Origin of the sequence: Shewanella sp. AC91-MNA-CIBAN-0169, from assembly GCF_040310165.1 — a bacterium.
Taxonomy (GTDB): Bacteria; Pseudomonadota; Gammaproteobacteria; order Enterobacterales; family Shewanellaceae; genus Shewanella.
Genome location: NZ_JBEOPM010000015.1, coordinates 54,663 through 70,829 on the forward strand (window position 1 = coordinate 54,663; position 16,167 = coordinate 70,829).

General features: G+C 41.3%; 13 protein-coding genes and 3 tRNA genes. 7 read left to right on the forward strand and 9 right to left on the reverse strand.

The window, feature by feature from the left end; genetic code table 11:
* Positions 1-131: 131 nt before the first annotated feature.
* From AAEY98_RS13780 to AAEY98_RS13790, 3 genes are all read left to right on the forward strand, one after another.
* Positions 132-1,349, forward strand: coding sequence for a BCCT family transporter (locus AAEY98_RS13780; protein WP_101088343.1), 1,218 nt, complete (start codon positions 132-134; stop codon positions 1,347-1,349).
* A 27-nt stretch (positions 1,350-1,376) separates the two neighbouring features.
* Complete coding sequence (locus AAEY98_RS13785; RefSeq protein WP_101088344.1) at positions 1,377-2,084, forward strand: TorF family putative porin; 708 nt, start codon at positions 1,377-1,379, stop codon at positions 2,082-2,084.
* 124 nt (positions 2,085-2,208) lie between these two features.
* Positions 2,209-2,691, forward strand: a complete 483-nt coding sequence (locus AAEY98_RS13790; RefSeq protein WP_101088345.1) for a MarR family winged helix-turn-helix transcriptional regulator — start codon at positions 2,209-2,211, stop codon at positions 2,689-2,691.
* Between the two features lie 512 nt (positions 2,692-3,203).
* Here the strand turns inward: AAEY98_RS13790 and AAEY98_RS13795 are convergent.
* The 4 genes from AAEY98_RS13795 to AAEY98_RS13810 all read right to left on the reverse strand — a co-directional run bounded on the left by AAEY98_RS13795 (position 3,204) and on the right by AAEY98_RS13810 (position 5,295).
* Positions 3,204-3,289 (reverse strand) — tRNA-Leu (locus AAEY98_RS13795).
* A 49-nt stretch (positions 3,290-3,338) separates the two neighbouring features.
* Positions 3,339-3,412: transfer RNA gene (locus AAEY98_RS13800), tRNA-Cys, on the reverse strand.
* Between the two features lie 42 nt (positions 3,413-3,454).
* Positions 3,455-3,530 (reverse strand) — tRNA-Gly (locus tag AAEY98_RS13805).
* Positions 3,531-3,858: 328 nt separating this feature from the next.
* The gene (locus AAEY98_RS13810; protein ID WP_011637403.1) at positions 3,859-5,295 is read right to left on the reverse strand and encodes a glyceraldehyde-3-phosphate dehydrogenase; all 1,437 of its coding nucleotides are present in this window, start codon (positions 5,293-5,295) and stop codon (positions 3,859-3,861) included.
* A gap of 200 nt (positions 5,296-5,495) precedes the next feature.
* On the opposite strand from AAEY98_RS13810, the gene AAEY98_RS13815 reads away from it, so the two are divergent.
* A complete protein-coding gene (locus AAEY98_RS13815; RefSeq protein WP_351017633.1) occupies positions 5,496-6,326 on the forward strand; it encodes a DUF2989 domain-containing protein in 831 nt (276 codons plus the stop codon).
* 230 nt (positions 6,327-6,556) lie between these two features.
* Complete coding sequence (gene gap, locus AAEY98_RS13820) at positions 6,557-7,567, forward strand: type I glyceraldehyde-3-phosphate dehydrogenase (RefSeq protein WP_101088347.1); 1,011 nt, start codon at positions 6,557-6,559, stop codon at positions 7,565-7,567.
* Between the two features lie 568 nt (positions 7,568-8,135).
* Here gap and nadA read toward each other — a convergent pair.
* The 5 genes from nadA to astE all read right to left on the reverse strand — a co-directional run bounded on the left by nadA (position 8,136) and on the right by astE (position 14,289).
* On the reverse strand, positions 8,136-9,203 hold the full coding sequence (nadA, locus tag AAEY98_RS13825) for a quinolinate synthase NadA (protein WP_162023056.1): 1,068 nt from the start codon (positions 9,201-9,203) through the stop codon (positions 8,136-8,138).
* Positions 9,204-9,315: 112 nt separating this feature from the next.
* Positions 9,316-10,935 (reverse strand): dihydrolipoyllysine-residue acetyltransferase, encoded by a 1,620-nt coding sequence (locus AAEY98_RS13830; RefSeq protein ID WP_101088349.1) that lies wholly within the window; start codon positions 10,933-10,935, stop codon positions 9,316-9,318.
* Between the two features lie 9 nt (positions 10,936-10,944).
* Positions 10,945-11,922 carry an alpha-ketoacid dehydrogenase subunit beta gene (locus AAEY98_RS13835; RefSeq protein ID WP_101088350.1) on the reverse strand — a complete coding sequence of 326 codons (978 nt, stop codon included), beginning with the start codon at positions 11,920-11,922 and terminating at the stop codon, positions 10,945-10,947.
* 3 nt (positions 11,923-11,925) lie between these two features.
* On the reverse strand, positions 11,926-13,104 hold the full coding sequence (locus AAEY98_RS13840) for a thiamine pyrophosphate-dependent dehydrogenase E1 component subunit alpha (protein ID WP_162023054.1): 1,179 nt from the start codon (positions 13,102-13,104) through the stop codon (positions 11,926-11,928).
* 156 nt (positions 13,105-13,260) lie between these two features.
* Positions 13,261-14,289: a succinylglutamate desuccinylase gene (astE, locus tag AAEY98_RS13845; protein WP_351017636.1), complete on the reverse strand. Its 1,029-nt coding sequence runs from the start codon at positions 14,287-14,289 to the stop codon at positions 13,261-13,263.
* 221 nt (positions 14,290-14,510) lie between these two features.
* On the opposite strand from astE, the gene msrA reads away from it, so the two are divergent.
* Together msrA and trxB are read left to right on the forward strand one after the other, a co-directional pair.
* A complete protein-coding gene (gene msrA / locus AAEY98_RS13850; protein WP_101088353.1) occupies positions 14,511-14,990 on the forward strand; it encodes a peptide-methionine (S)-S-oxide reductase MsrA in 480 nt (159 codons plus the stop codon).
* A 202-nt stretch (positions 14,991-15,192) separates the two neighbouring features.
* Positions 15,193-16,146, forward strand: coding sequence for a thioredoxin-disulfide reductase (gene trxB / locus AAEY98_RS13855; RefSeq protein ID WP_101088358.1), 954 nt, complete (start codon positions 15,193-15,195; stop codon positions 16,144-16,146).
* Positions 16,147-16,167 lie beyond the last annotated feature (21 nt).

Genomic DNA, 16,167 nt, shown 5'->3' on the forward strand with positions numbered 1-16,167 from the left:
TTTAACTATCGTCATCACGATACTTAAGGCTTGAGGGCGTTTTGCCTTTAAAAATTGTTCTATGGCATAAAAAACATACAACAAGGAGCCAACATTATGTTCGCACACACTATTCACCCGGGAGTTAAATAATGACGACCTGGTTATCAATAGGCATTTTATTCACTTTTGCCGCTATCGCATTTGTTATTTATCGTTGGGGTAACATGCAGTGCATTGGTGTGACACCGGTGCGTAAATTTACCTTTATTGCCATTTTGTTCACTTCAGGGCTTGATGTTGGCTTAATCATGTTTCCGTTAACTGAATTTGCTGGTTATGCAGATTTGGCAACCAGTCCAGAATATGGATTTAGTAATCCGTTAGCCATAGAGTTTGGTTTTTGGGCCTGCTTAATTTGGGCGTTTTACTTTTTAACCTGCTTCTACTTTTGTGTTATTGAACCAAGAGTTAAGTATTTTGAAATTCCATTGATAAAGTTTATTAATAACGTAGTGATCATTGGTACATGTGCCTTTACCGCTTATTTATTATTAACTAACTTACCGTGGTATTTACCGCAATTAGGTGATGGAGAAACCGTTGTCAGCAGCTTCTACTTAATCGTGTTTATGGTTATTGCCGCCGCAGTGTATTCAAGCACCAGTATTCGCTATGTTCGTTATCTTAGTTTAGGCAGTACCTGGTTGTTCTTTGGTTTAATCGCCATCATGTGGGCGGGCGCATTTTTATCAGACGATTCTAGTGTGGGTGAGTTCTTTACTACATTTGCATTAATTGGTGACTATTTTGGCAACATTCATAACTTTGTACTTCCAATAAACGATTACCACGAATTTTACCTATTCTGGTGGTTTGCATGGAGCATTATGATTGGTCAATTTACCGCTCGTTTTGTGGGTGGAATGAAAACCTATCAAGTATTAATAGCCATGATGGTATTCCCTTCAATCCCAATCGCGATTTGGTTCACGGTTCTGTACTACTACAGCGCGAATGGTATTGATACGTCAGGTTTTTATAATCTAGCAATGGTGATTGTAGGGGTAATGTTTGTTATTAACTCACTCGATTCACTGGTTCGTTTATATACAGATAACTTAAACCTTACCGTTGAACGTTTTGGTAAAGTACCTTATATCATCGGTAATGTAGTGGTACTGAGTGGCTTAACCTTGTTATTCAAACTAGACTTTTTACAAATTCAATGGGTTGGCGCTCTCGCTATTGCCTTGATATTAAGTTGTTTCGGATACATTTTAAAATCGCACTACCGTAAAGTGACTGATATAGAACGTTCTCCAAAAGAAAATAAAATCGATTTTACTAAAATCGAATTAGCAGACTAAACAATAATAATGATCCAAGGAATAATGATGAACACCACAATGAAAAAATTAGCCTTATTAAGCTTATTTGCTTTACCGACTTCAGTAATGGCTGGTGAGTTAAGCACAACCGTTAATGCAACCTCTGACTATACCTTTAATGGTGTTAGCCAAACAGACAATGATCCTGCCTTACAAGCTAGCCTAGACTATGCTGCCGATGACGGTTGGTACGTTGGAGCTTGGGCATCGAATGTTGACTTTGGCAGTGCTGATGACACTTGGCTAGAACTTGATTTTTACGCAGGTAAATATTTTGAACTAACAGACAGAGTGTCTGTAGATGCGGGTATTGCATATTACACTTACCATGGTGATGATGCCTCTGATGAGTATTACTACCCAGAGATTTACACTAAGTTTGGCTATGCTTCATCGCTTGGTCAAAGTGAATTAAACTTTTGGTATTCATGGGATTACTTTGGTGTTGATGCTGACCATTACATCATGATGGTTGCTCATACCTTTACCATTGCAGAAGGTCATGACATCCGTGTTAGTTTTGACCGCTCTACTTCGCAAGACGAAGACAAATGGGCATGGGACGGTGACAAGTCTTACAACCATTATCGCGCAGAGTACTTAACCAGCTGGGAAGGTTTTGACTTCAACGTTGCCGTTGAAGACACGAGCATGGACACAGACTTAAGCGATACCCGCGCAGTATTATCGGTATCACGTACTTTCAGTCTATAAGTTGTAATTGCTGATAAAATAGCTAAGCAGAATAATGTCTATGACATTATTCTGCTTTTTTTGATATTGGACATGAGTAATAAGCCGAATTCTGCTAAGGTGCATGGTGAATTATGAGGGGATTATGGAAAAATACGAACAACTATTAATTTCATTGCGCCGGGTGATCAGAGCTATTGATATACACTCACGTCAATTAAATAAACTATCGGGTCTAACTGGACCACAATTAATGGTCATACAGAAAATTGATCAACTTGACGCTCCACTGGCCAAACAAATAGCTCAAGAAATTAATTTGAGTGCAGCGACAGTGACGACCATTATTGATCGATTAGAAAATCGTGGCATGGTGATTAGAACGCGCAGCGAAACCGACAAACGGAAAGTTCATTTATCGTTAAGTGACGCAGGTAAAACGTTATTAAATAGCGCACCTAAACCACTGCAAGAACATTTTATTATGCGTTATCAAAACCTTGAAGAATGGGAACAAAGTCAATTATTGTCTGCCGTTGAGCGGATAGCTACCATGATGGATGCCAATGAAATTGATGCTGCCCCTGTTTTATATGTAGGCCAAATTCAACTAGACGATCAGTCTTAGTCACCACCCTTTTCTATTCATAACGTGATGGTTCATAGAGTTACAGGCCTCTCACGTTATGTTTCATTCCTAGACAAGCCTAGCTTCAAGCTAACATTTGATTCCAAAGTGTGACTAACCCAAAGATCTTATCATCAGCATCCTCCTCTATTGTAAAGTCTCCCCACCAATTCAATAACACTTAATATTCAGCTAAATTTTCTGACGATTGTTATTAATAAAGAGCGGCACGCCTGATGATCAACCAGAGCGCGAGGGATTTTATTCTTTCGATCTAATTCACAAATTTTAGACGTAAAAAAGCCCCAATTAATGTTGAGGCTTTTTTACACCACTCTCTATTACTAGAGATTATAATGGTACCCGAGGCCGGACTTGCGCCTGTACGCCTGATGTTCAACCAGAGCGCGAGGGATTTTATTCTTTCGATCTAATTCACAAATTTCAGACGTAAAAAGCCCCAACTAATGTTGAGGCTTTTTTACACCACTCTCTATTACTAGAGATTATAATGGTACCCGAGGCCGGACTTGAACCGGCACGCTTATTCAGCGAGGGATTTTAAATCCCTTGTGTCTACCGATTCCACCACTCGGGCAAAGTGTTGTTTTAACCGTTACTAAAAGTAACCATCAAACGCAATTTCGTGGAGGCGCGACCCGGAGTCGAACCGAGATCGACGGATTTGCAATCCGTAGCATAGCCATTCTGCCATCGCGCCATGCTTTAACCAAATTCAAATCCATCGGATAAGATAAGAAATTGGAGCGACATATCGGGTTCGAACCGATGACCTATACCTTGGCAAGGTATCGCTCTACCAACTGAGCTAATGTCGCATTTGTATCGCCTATAACCTTTACTAAATTTGTAAGAACAATAATGCCTTTCAAACTTAACAGCTGAAGAAGTTTCCCCTGACTGCGGAATGGCATTCTACCGTTTTAGCCCCGATAGTCAATCAATAAAAACACATTTATTGCAACATAATGACTGTTTGATGCATAAATCATCATTATGATTAAATAAATTACAACGCGCATAAAAAAGCACCTCCAAAGAGATGCTTTATCATAAATATGACGGTAAGTACTCAATAAACAGCGATATTAAGCTTGTACGCCTTTCGAGTATTCACCACCATGAATGGGTAGTTTTTATAACACATTAGCTTTTTGGTAATGATAATGTGGTTAAACCAAGCATTTTTTGCATAACGCCAACAACCTGGCAGCTATAGCCAAATTCGTTGTCATACCATACGTATAAAATGGCACGTTTACCCTCTGCTATCGTCGCTTGCGAATCAACAACTCCGGCATAACGTGAACCGACTAAATCGCTAGATACTATTTCAGTCGATTCAGTAAAATCAATTTGATTTTGTAATCCAGACTGTAATGCGACATCTTTTAAATATTCATTCAGTTCATCACGATTAGTTTCATGTTGTAAATTAACACTAATAATCGCCATTGATACGTTAGGTGTTGGAACTCGGATTGCGTTACCGGTTAGCTTACCCGCTAATACAGGCAATGCTTTAGCAACAGCTTTAGCGGCACCCGTTTCAGTAATCACCATGTTTAACGGTGCACTGCGACCACGACGGTCGGCACTATGGTAATTATCGATTAGATTTTGATCATTCGTATACGAGTGAATCGTTTCTACGTGGCCATTCTCAATAACGTATTTGTCATTAACCGCTTTCAACACTGGCGTAATAGCGTTTGTAGTGCAGCTTGCCGCTGAAACAATTGTGTCTTCATCAAGAATATCGTTTTCATTCACACCATAGACGATATTTTTAATAGCGCCTTTAGCAGGTGCCGTTAACAATACTTTTGAAGCTCCTGGGCTTTTAAGGTGTAAACCTAAACCCTCTTCATCTTTCCAAATACCAGTATTATCGACAATTAATGCATCTTTAATATCATACTGAGTGTAATCAACTTGATCAGGAGAATTTGCGTAAATAATCTGAATATAAGTGCCGTTAGCGATGATTGCGTTGTTTTCTTCATCAACTTCGACAGAGCCATTAAATGGTCCGTGTACCGAGTCACGACGCAATAAGCTAGCACGTTTCTCTAAATCACCCTTTTTACCACCGCGCAACACAATGGCACGCAGACGCAATTTGTTGCTTTTACCGGTACGTTCAATTAATAAACGTGCCAGCAAACGGCCGATACGACCAAAACCATAAAGTACAACATCACGAGCCGGGGTATCATCACCGTGATTAACCGCTTCTGACAATTCTTGTGTCATATAAGCTTCAATACCGCTCGCATCCTTGTTATTACGCCAGTAATTAATCGCTAATTTACCAATATCCACTCTGCAATGTTTAATCGCTAATTTGCTAAGTGCTACAACAAATGGGAAACTTTCACGAAGACGTAATTTTTCACCGACATGACGACGTACTAAACGGTGTGACTTAATGATTTCGATGGTTGATGCATTAAGCAATGGTTTACCATATACCATTACTTCAATGCCTTGGTTACGATACAACTTGCCAAGCAACGGTTGCATTGCTTCTGCCATTTCGAAACGTTCTTGCCAGCTCTGTAAATGTTTATCTGCGCTCATGTAGGGATCCTTTATCTCACTTTTCTCGTTTTTTCAGAAAGGTTTGAGTAACAAAAAGAAAAGACCAATAATTTAGTATATTGTATGGGGGTGGCCCCTGTTGGTCGCCGACATTGTAATGAAATACAGGTTATTTCGCTAGTAACAAATTTTCGGTAAATGTGTAATTTTATTAGACAATTTACCTCTCGGAGACGATTTTGAGCAAAAATTTTGTATTAATTACATCATTTACAATTATTGGGGCATTATTTGGCCTTTTTGGCTGCGATAATGACCGTAATAGCGACCTCATTTGTAAAAATAATCCCGAACTTTGTAGCGATTTACACAAAGATAGTTGGTGCCGATTTGAAAAAGGCGACTTGATCCGTCATCGATACGCGTTAAAACAGAGTTCGACACCCACTGGGAAACAACTTTATCAGCAGCTGGTTTATCTAGAAAATTACAGTAACTGCATCGAATTAGCCGCAGGGGTTCAACATAAGTTGAATACCGACCGTACACGAGATCGCGAGCGAGCATTTGCGGTAAGTACTCAAACATTATCTGAACTTCAAGAATTTACCCGCACTAATAATGAGGTGCATTTGGCATTTTATCGTTGGACGCGTTTCAACGATCAAGACGCATTCGCCATTGTTGAACGCACCTATAAGCAAGGTGAACTCACCGACAATGACATTATTACCCAACTAGCAGCTTATTATGTGCGAGTCTCACCTAACGACGCTAAAACGCTTTATTTGCATTTGTTAGCCGCAACAGAACCAGCCAAAATCGATGCTGATTGGTTTTTAGCGTTAGCATCAATATATCGGCAACAACAAAATGCTGAAAAAGAATACCTGTTAACTCGAGCAAATTTGTTAATGAGTGACAACCATGCCGATGAAGAAAAGTTATTGGCCATTATTAAAGGTAATAAAACATTAGCGACAGAACTCGATAAACAAGCACTTGAATTAATCTCTGCGGTAATGAGTAAACAATTTGCACAGAGTCGCAGCGAGATGTTACTAAAGTAAGCATAAATCACCTCACTAATCGGCCAATATTATCTCGCTTACGTTAGTGTACAACTTACAAAACTGTGCTTAATTTATATTCAAAATGAGCTTAATGTAAAAAAAATACAAAATTATTGGCTTAATTCGGCATATTTAGGTGATTTAGCTTGATTATTACAGCCAATTTGGTAATTTTACAACCAGGCGATTTACATGCCACCAAATTATTTTAACTTGAGGGATATGAGATGACTATCCGTGTAGCAATTAACGGCTATGGCCGTATCGGTAGAAATGTTTTACGTGCTCTATACGAAAGCGAAAAAAATTACCCAATCGAAATCGTTGCATTAAACGATTTAGGTGATGCATCAATTAATGCTCACTTAACTAAGTACGATACTGTACATGGTCGTTTCAACGCAAAAGTTGATCACGACGATGAAGCTATCTATGTTAATGGCGACAAGATCTTAACTTTCCAAGAACGTGACCCATCAAAGTTACCTTGGGCTGAGTTGAAAATTGACATCGTTTTCGAATGTACTGGTATTTTCACTTCTAAAGAATCTGTGCAACCGCACCTTATTGCTGGCGCTAAGAAAGTACTTATTTCTGCACCAGGTAAGAATGTTGATGCCACTGTTGTTTACGGCGTAAACAACGAAGTATTAACTGCTGATATGACAGTAGTTTCAAATGCTTCTTGTACTACTAACTGTTTAGCGCCTATTGCTAAGCCGTTAAATGATGAGCTTGGGATTGAGTCTGGTTTAATGACTACTATCCACTCTTACACTAACGATCAGCGTTTATCTGATGTGTATCACACAGATTTACGTCGTGCTCGTGCTGCGGCAATGTCTATGATCCCAACCCAAACCGGTGCAGCTGCTGCAGTAGGTTTAGTGGTTCCTGAGCTTCAAGGCAAATTTGACGGTTTAGCGGTACGTGTACCAACAATTAACGTATCTTTAGTTGACTTAACCTTCTTAGCATCTCGCGACACTACTGTTGAAGAAGTTAATGCCATCATTACTCGTGCTTCACTACAGTCTCCAATGTCTGAAGTATTAGCGATTAATGTAGAACCATTGGTGTCTATCGACTTTAACCATAATCCTTTCTCTTCGAATTTCGACGCAACACAAACTCGTGTTAATGGTCGTTTAGTGAAAGTGATGTCTTGGTATGATAACGAATGGGGTTTCAGTAACCGCATGTTAGACAACGCTGTTGCACTAATGAACGCTAAGTAATCTACAAATATTATTTAATACTTGATAGAAATCTAGTTAGCTTAAGAGCCTCGCATATATGCGGGGCTTTTTGTTTTGGCGGCTGGGTAAGCAACATCCCCTTCTCTTATTGTTTCGATGCAGTGTTGATTTCTGTTTATTAACTTTCTTTTGATCTATGCGGCCTTCGGTCGAGAAGCTAGTGGCGTTTCGCTCACACCTAAGTCAAAGGGTAAAGCGATTGATCTCCTCATCGCTCCAACTAAATCTTTTGATAAGCAGAATATTTAGATCGAGACTAATTCAGCGTTTAACTTCGCTAGTCACGCCCTCGCCCATTGTCAAAAATCCCTAGCGCTTCCGATAGCAATCTGATGTCAATGGATTTACGAATGCCATGGTAATGGAATATCAAGGAGTGACTCTGACCAGCGAAAGCTAATATGACATCCATGCCATGCTCACGGCGTTGTTTCAATGGACTCTATATAAGTGTATTTGCAGAAATAAATGACTTTTTATAAAAACAAAAAAGCCGACTAAATGTCGGCTTTCTGTTTTCATGGACATTAAACCTAAACCTAAACGTTTAAGCGTTGCCCTTCACTTTCATGTTCAATTCTTTGGCAAAATCGAGCATGCGGGTGAGTGGGATGAGTGCTTTAATGCGAAGTTCTTCACCCACAAATATTTCATGATTGGTTTTATCGGCATCGACTAATGAAGCTTCGATAGCGGGTAAACCGTTCATGGCCATCCATGGACAGTGGGCGCAGCTTTTACAGGTTGCTCCATTGCCGCCGGTTGGGGCTTCAAGTAATATTTTACCAGGAGCCGCTTGCTGCATTTTATAAAAAATGCCGCGATCGGTAGCGACGATAAACTTGTCGTTTGGCATGGTTTGCGCAGCTTTAATCAGCTGGCTAGTAGAGCCTACAGCATCAGCAAGTTCTACTACACTGGCAGGTGATTCTGGGTGTACTAGAATCGCCGCCGTAGGATGCTGTTTTTTAAGCTCACGAAGTGCTTTGGCTTGAAACTCATCATGCACAATACAATCGCCTTGCCATAACAGCATGTCGGCGCCAGTTTGTTTGTTGATGTAAGCGCCTAGGTGACGATCGGGTGCCCAGATAATTTTTTTATCTTGGCTGTCTAAATGCTCGACAATTTCAAGTGCGATGCTTGAGGTTACGACCCAATCCGCACGTGCTTTTACTGCTGCAGAGGTATTAGCATATACCACAACCGTATGGTCGGGATGGGCATCGCAAAACTCACTGAATTGCTCAATCGGGCAACCTAAATCTAATGAACAGGTTGCTTCAAGAGTTGGCATTAAAATGGTTTTTTCTGGGCTTAAGATTTTAGCGGTTTCGCCCATAAACTTAACGCCAGCAACAATTAATGTCTTGGCTGGGTGATCACGACCAAAGCGGGCCATTTCTAATGAATCAGACACACAACCGCCCGTCTCTTCAGCTAATGCTTGAATTTCAGGATCGGTATAATAATGGGCAACAAGTACTGCATTTTGATCAATCAATAACTGTTTAATACGTGCTTTATACTGTGCTTTTTCAGTGTCAGACAACACGGCAGGTTTTGGCGGAAACGGATATTCAATCATTTCAATTTTAGGTGCCGACAGACTCATACAGGTTCCAATCGATTTACATTGTTCGAGTATTATACGAAAAAGCCACTTAAAACAAAAGGACGTGTTAGCGTCCTTTTGGATAAGATAGTGCAATTAACACTAATCATCATTAGCGCATGGCTAATAACATTTCTTGTGGTTGCTCTAGGTAGTGTTTCCACAAATTACAGAAGCGAGCAATGGTGCCACCATCAATAACGCGGTGATCGCCAGACCAACTTACTTGCATAATTTTACGCGCTTCAACTTCACCTTTAGCATTAAAGCGTGGCAGTATTTGTAACTTACCTAACGCTACAATGGCCACTTCCGGCTTGTTAATAATCGGCGTTGCTATGGTACCGCCTAATGCGCCGATATTAGAAATCGAAATGGTACCGTCTTTCAAATCTGCTGGCGACACACGGCCACTGCGTGCGGCGGTGGTTAAGCGTGAAATTTCAGCAGCAATATCCAAAATAGACTTACTTTGTACGTCTTTAACATTCGGTACCAATAAACCCATTTTTGAGTCAACGGCCATACCAATGTTATGACGAGACTTGTAAGTGAGTTCGGTGCAATCTGCATTAACTTGGCTATTTAATATCGGAAATTCTGTGATCGCTAATGACATGGCCTTCATAAAGAATGGCATCATGGTCAGCTTCACTTCGTCAGTTGAATAGCGTTGCTTCATGCTTTCACGTAAGGCAACGAGTTCGGTAAGGTCAAACTCTTCACAGTAAGTAAAATGAGGGATAGTCGATACTGACTCAACCATCATTTTCGCCATAATAGCTTTGACGCCTTTGATAGGTTCAACTCGATCGTTCGCCGTTACATTACTCACTATGCCGCTATTCACAGAACTGCCAGCTTGAGCATTATCTTGACTCGTTGACGACACTGGCGTTGTGCTTGCGGCAGCTTGAGTGGCATGACCACCTTGCTGATGACGTTCAATATCTTCTTTGTAAACTCGGCCATTTTTGCCTGTGCCAACAACCATAGCGATATTAATGTCCAGTACGCGTGCCATGCGGCGAACGGCTGGGCTAGCTAAGGCTTTACCTTGTGCAACAGGTTCAAGGTTAACTTGTGGCGCAGCTGCTTGTGCTTGTTCAACCACTTCAACAGGAGCTGACGGAGCATTAACTTCAGCTTCTACTTCAATGGCAAATAAAGGTGAGTGCACTTTAGCAAGCTGACCTTTACGATAATGCAGTTTGACAATTTTACCGGCTTTCATGGCCGGGATTTGCACTAACGCTTTATCGGTCATCACATCAGCGATGGGTTGATCTTCAACGACGATATCGCCTTCTTCGACTAACCAATCAACCAATTCACATTCAACAATCCCTTCACCGATATCAGGCAATAAGAACTCTTCAATGTTTGACTGACTGCTGGTTGTGGCCGTAACAGCATTACTGTTGTTAACAGCTGAATCGTTAACCGGTGTCATAGCAGCTACAGGGGCTTCAATGACGCTATCGTTGTCATCTCCATCCATTTCTACTGCGTACAATGGTTGATGCACAATGGCGATTTCACCTTTGGCGTAGTAAAGCTTGGTAATTTTTCCAGCATGCGGCGCCGGAATTTGCACTAAGGCTTTATCTGTCATTACATCAGCAATCGGTTGATCTTCAGTGACAATGTCACCTTCGCTAACTAACCAATCAACTAATTCACATTCCACTACACCTTCGCCGATGTCGGGTAAAATAAAATCTTTAATCATACCTTACTCCTAAAACGACACTGTGGCCTTGATGGCTTCGAAGGTCTTTAACTCATCTGGCATGTATTCTTTTTCATGCACCAATGGATAAGGCGTATCTAATCCGCACACACGATTGATCGGTGATTCAAGCGATAAGAAACATTCTTGCTGAATGGTTGCCGCAATTTCACCAGCAAAACCACCGGTTAATGGCGCTTCATGGTTAATCAGTAAACGACCTGTTTTGGTCACTGATTTTGCGATAGTTTCAACATCCCATGGCGCGATAGTGCGTAAGTCGATTATTTCACATGAAATACCTTCTTTCTCGGCACGTTCGCAGGCTTTTTCGACGATTTCCATCTGTGCGCCCCAAGCCAGAACAGTAATATCACTGCCCTGCTTAACCACTTGTGCTTTGCCTAATTCGATAACGTAGTCACCGGCTGGAACCTCGCCAACAGATGCGCGGTACAAACGTTTAGGTTCAAAGAAAATCACCGGGTTTGGATCGCGAATAGACGCCAGCAACAACCCTTTAGCTTGTTCTGGATTACGCGGAATGACCACTTTTAAACCAGGCGTTTGGGTAAAATAGGCTTCAGGTGATTGAGAGTGGTAATGTCCACCGGCAATACCACCACCGTATGGTGTGCGGAAGGTTAACCCACCCACATCAAATTGATTACCACTGCGGTATCTAAATTTTGCCGATTCATTAACGATTTGATCGAATGCCGGAAAAATATAATCAGCAAACTGAATTTCTGCAACAGCAGTCATGCCATAAGATGCTAGACCATTAGCAAAACCAGCAATACCTTGTTCAGTTAGCGGCGTGTTAAAACAACGGTCGCGACCAAACTGCTCTTGTAAACCAGAAGTCGCGCGAAAAACACCACCGAAGTGGCCAACGTCTTCACCAAAAATCACCATGCGCTCGTCGGCAGTCATGGCTATTGATAACGCCTCGTTGATGGCGTGTAACATATTCATTTGAGCCACGGTTTAGAGTCTCCCTGCGCTTTTTGGATAGGCTTTTGGATACTTAGCAATGTGTTCTTTCAGCTCTTTAAGCTGTTTTCTCAATGCTGGAGTCGGTTTATCAAGCACATCTTCGATAATTTCATCTAGTTTCGGAATAGGTAACTTTTCAGCGACTTTAACCGCTGCTAATACTTCTTCGCGATAACGTTCAAATAACTTGGCTTCATCGGCTTCAGTTATCCAGCCTTTGTTAACCATCCATAATTTAAAACGTTTTACTGGATCGTGTTGCTGCCATTTGGCTTCTTCTTCTTTTGAACGGTAACCAGATGGATCGTCTGATGAAGAATGCGCGCCCAAACGATACGTCATCGCTTCAATCAATACTGGAGCATTATGTTCAAGTGCGTGGGCACGAGCTTGTTGCGTGGCGGCTAACACCGCTAGCATGTCATTACCGTCTACACGAATGGTATGCATACCGTAACCAACACCCCGACTGGCTATACCGTTACCGGCAAATTGCTCTTCTGTAGGGGTTGAAATAGCATAACCATTGTTACGACAGAAAAAGATGGTCGGAGATTTAAGCACTGCGGCCATATTCAAGCCAGCATGGAAGTCACCTTCTGATGCTGCGCCTTCACCAAAATAACAAATGGCGACGTTACGCTTGCCTTGTAATTTCATGCCATAAGCAACACCTGTGGCTTGTGGAATTTGAGTTGCCAAAGGTGATGAAATAGTTTGGTAGTTGAGTTCACGGCTGCCGTAATGAATCGGCATTTGGCGACCTTTACCTAAATCTTTCTCGTTACTGAACATTTGATTCATAAATTGTTCAGTCGTAAAGCCGCGATAACGCAATGAGGCGTGCTCACGATATTGAGCCAAAATGACGTCGTCTTTATCAAGCGCGGCTGTGCTGCCAATAATTGAGGCTTCTTCACCGGTACAGGTCATGTAAAAACTAATCCGTCCTTGACGCTGGGCACCCAACATACGCTCGTCTAATACGCGTGTAAAAACACAGGTATCAAAGATTTTTTCGGCCAGAGCCTTGTCGATTACTGGTAGAACCGCACTTTCATAAGTGGTGCCATCAGCTTGCAAAATACGCAAAATGGGGATGTGCAATGACGCTTTGTCTAAGAAGCTGACACGGTGCACTGTTTCATTGGTCAGTGGTGCGTTGCTCATATTATGCTCTTGTTATTGTTGAGCCATGTTCAACATAAACATGGCTCTATTTATACTATGCGAGTAGACATTACGTTAACGTAAACTACCTATCAATACTTACTCTCACTGTAAACGCATTTTACTCGCGATTGACATGTATATATTGCTTTACGACTAGATAATAGTTTCGTTCAACGCGGGTACTAAACATAACACTGTGCGTTGCCCAATGGGCACATTTGCATTGGGAAATACAATGGCTTCTTGTGGGTATTCAACAGTGATTGAATTACCGCCTTCTGTCGCTAACACCTCGCCCTGACTAAAGGCACTGAAGTTTTCTGCATCACCAGCAAAGCTAAATTCAAAATCATCAAAGTGCTTGTTAATAGAGCGCGATACCTTATACAAGTTGACCTTGCTAGGGTCGAACTCAACAGGTGCTAACTCAGTTTCAGTAATCAACTTTTCAAGCATAGTATGAGTTTGTGCAAAACGACTCATGTCGTTTTGGCCAAATGGCATTACTTTGCCTAATTCCACAGTAAAAGCATCTGCTTGAAATTGCTCTGACGAATAATAACTAAACGTCGTTGTTGGTTCGTGGTGAAACAACATAGTATCAACGCCACATGCCGCCAAAAACATAATTTGTTCACCGCTAAAAGCACGGCCAGGACGGTATGGGTATATGGCAAACTTTTCATGCTTAGAAGCACGAATAGCAGTATGTAAGTCGTAATGAATACGTTGATTGTCATTATTGGCATTGAAAAAGTCTGCCACATATTGCTCTAACGCTTTTGCTCGGTGACGCTCCGGATGGCTTAAGCCCTCGCCTTTAGAATGCGCGCCACTAAATAAGCGATTCATGTTTTCATCAATAAAACGGGTTTTATTGATAATCGCGGCCGGATTGCCAATTAAAAACATCACACGCTGCTTGGCAATAATGCGTTGGCTGAGCAAATCTTTAATGAGTTGATTACAGATTTCAATCGGCGCAGTTTCATTACCGTGCACAGCACAAGACAGCACGATATCTTTGGTTGCATTAGCCGGAGTAAATACAATCACTCCCGTATCCCATACATCTACACGGGTATGATCTGCCAACATAAAATCAGATGCTGCAGGTAATTGATTTGGATTGGCTAAGGTATAGGCTAAAAAATCATGGTTTATCATCAGGTCAGATAACACTATCAACTCCTTGTCTCATTATTATATGGCGTAGTTAACTTTGACGTAAAACGATGTTAACTATTACTGCCTATTGTCGCGGATTCTATCATAGCCAAACGCTATTTTATTGGTGGCATATGTTAGATTTATTTATTAATAAAAGTTTGCTTGCAAAACTACACAATATTCAACACAATTGTAGCCATCTAGACTTCTATAATTTGTTTTAAGGGTATGTCATGGCGTTAGCAACATTTGGTGCAGGCTGTTTTTGGGGTGTTGAATATTTTTTCCGTGAAATTAACGGCGTCAGTAACGCAACGTGTGGCTACATGGGTGGCAAAGACAGTGCGACCACATATAAAGAAGTGAAAACGGGTTCAACTGGTCACGCAGAAGTGGTTCAAGTTGAGTTTGATCCAGAAATCGTCAGTTACGACGACTTGTTGGACACTTTTTGGAAAAATCACAACCCAACCATGCTGAATATGCAGGGCGGTGACATTGGTACTCAATATCGCAGCACGATTTTTTTTCACGATAAAGAGCAAAAAGCCCAAGCTGAAAGCTCAAAGCTGGCATTAGCACGAAGCGGTAAATGGGGACAGCGTCATATTGTGACTGAAATTGTACCGATACAAACATTCCACATTGCCGAGGAATACCATCAGAATTATTTAGAAAAAAATAATTTACCAACCTGTCACTTGGTTTACTAAACCTAAACAAACAATCGTTCGTTGAACGACAAGTAACCGTTTCAAGCGAGTTAATGTGTATCATTACCTCACCTGAAACGGAATATTTACACAATAGATTAACTCAATCGATTTCCTGCACTCAACTTCACTTTACCCGCAGTAGTAAATTCCATACAATCCCATGCAAATTGCTTAAGGCATGTTATCGGAGAACAAAATCATGAGTGAAGCTCGTCACGTTAACCTACTAATTTTAGGTTCTGGCCCTGCTGGCTATACCGCTGCTGTTTATGCTGCGCGTGCAAATTTAAATCCTGTGATGATCACAGGCATGCAGCAAGGTGGTCAATTAACCACTACGACTGAAGTAGAAAACTGGCCAGGCGATGCTGAAGACTTAACTGGTCCAGCATTAATGGAACGCATGCAAAAGCACGCTGAGAAGTTTGATACTGAAATTATTTTTGATCACATCAACGAAGTGACACTAACTGAGCGACCTTTTCGCTTAAAAGGTGACAACGGCGAGTTTACGTGTGATGCACTCATTATTGCTACTGGCGCATCGGCTAAATATTTAGGCCTCCCGTCTGAAGAAGCATTCATGGGCCGTGGTGTTTCTGCCTGCGCAACATGTGATGGTTTCTTCTATCGTAACCAAAAAGTTGCGGTGGTTGGTGGTGGTAACACTGCAGTTGAAGAAGCACTTTACTTAAGTAATATAGCTTCTGAAGTTCACTTAATTCACCGTCGTGACAGCTTCCGTTCAGAAAAAATTCTGATCAATCGCTTAATGGACAAAGTCGCCAACGGAAATATCATTTTACACCTAGACCAAACACTTGAAGAAGTGACGGGTAACGAGATGGGTGTAACCGGGCTTAAGAAGAAAAGCACTAAAGATGGTTCAGTGACCGATTTAGAAGTCGCTGGTGTGTTTATTGCGATTGGTCACAGCCCTAATACTGGTATTTTTGCTGGTCAATTAGAAATGAATCACGGTTACTTACAAGTAAACAGTGGTTTACAAGGCAATGCGACTCAAACTAGCATTGAAGGCGTATATGCTTGTGGCGACGTGATGGATCAACATTACCGTCAAGCCATCACTTCTGCCGGTACGGGTTGTATGGCTGCACTTGATGCTGAGCGTTATTTAGACGCTAAAAAGTAATCGACAGTATGTAATACAACA

Excerpts from the sequence above, each read along its gene's own strand:
- AAEY98_RS13790 (WP_101088345.1), top strand. The coding sequence starts at position 2,209 with ATGGAAAAATACGAACAACTATTAATTTCATTGCGCCGGGTGATCAGA.
- gap (WP_101088347.1), top strand. The coding sequence starts at position 6,557 with ATGACTATCCGTGTAGCAATTAACGGCTATGGCCGTATCGGTAGAAAT.
- AAEY98_RS13780 (WP_101088343.1), top strand. The coding sequence starts at position 132 with ATGACGACCTGGTTATCAATAGGCATTTTATTCACTTTTGCCGCTATC.
- nadA (WP_162023056.1), bottom strand. The coding sequence starts at position 9,203 with ATGAGTCTGTCGGCACCTAAAATTGAAATGATTGAATATCCGTTTCCG.
- AAEY98_RS13785 (WP_101088344.1), top strand. The coding sequence starts at position 1,377 with ATGAACACCACAATGAAAAAATTAGCCTTATTAAGCTTATTTGCTTTA.
- AAEY98_RS13810 (WP_011637403.1), bottom strand. The coding sequence starts at position 5,295 with ATGAGCGCAGATAAACATTTACAGAGCTGGCAAGAACGTTTCGAAATG.
- AAEY98_RS13830 (WP_101088349.1), bottom strand. The coding sequence starts at position 10,935 with ATGATTAAAGATTTTATTTTACCCGACATCGGCGAAGGTGTAGTGGAA.
- trxB (WP_101088358.1), top strand. The coding sequence starts at position 15,193 with ATGAGTGAAGCTCGTCACGTTAACCTACTAATTTTAGGTTCTGGCCCT.
- AAEY98_RS13840 (WP_162023054.1), bottom strand. The coding sequence starts at position 13,104 with ATGAGCAACGCACCACTGACCAATGAAACAGTGCACCGTGTCAGCTTC.
- msrA (WP_101088353.1), top strand. The coding sequence starts at position 14,511 with ATGGCGTTAGCAACATTTGGTGCAGGCTGTTTTTGGGGTGTTGAATAT.